Below are 266 nucleotides of genomic sequence, written 5' to 3' on the forward strand. Positions count from 1 at the left end.
GGCCCAGACAGCCAGGATGTTGGCTTAGAAGCAGCCATCATTTAAAGAAAGCGTAATAGCTCACTGGTCGAGTCGGCCTGCGCGGAAGATGTAACGGGGCTAAACCATGCACCGAAGCTGCGGCAGCAATAGCGATATTGTTGGGTAGGGGAGCGTTCTGTAAGCCGTTGAAGGTGGCCTGTGAGGGCTGCTGGAGGTATCAGAAGTGCGAATGCTGACATAAGTAACGATAATGCGGGTGAAAAACCCGCACGCCGGAAGACCAA

At 53.8% G+C, this 266-nt stretch carries 1 rRNA gene; it reads left to right on the top strand.

The window, feature by feature from the left end:
• Window positions 1-266, top strand: a 23S ribosomal RNA gene (locus MFP24_RS00170); the annotation flags it as partial.

The sequence above is a fragment of the Brenneria tiliae genome (assembly GCF_023347575.1).
GTDB classification, from domain to species: Bacteria; Pseudomonadota; Gammaproteobacteria; order Enterobacterales; family Enterobacteriaceae; genus Brenneria; species Brenneria corticis.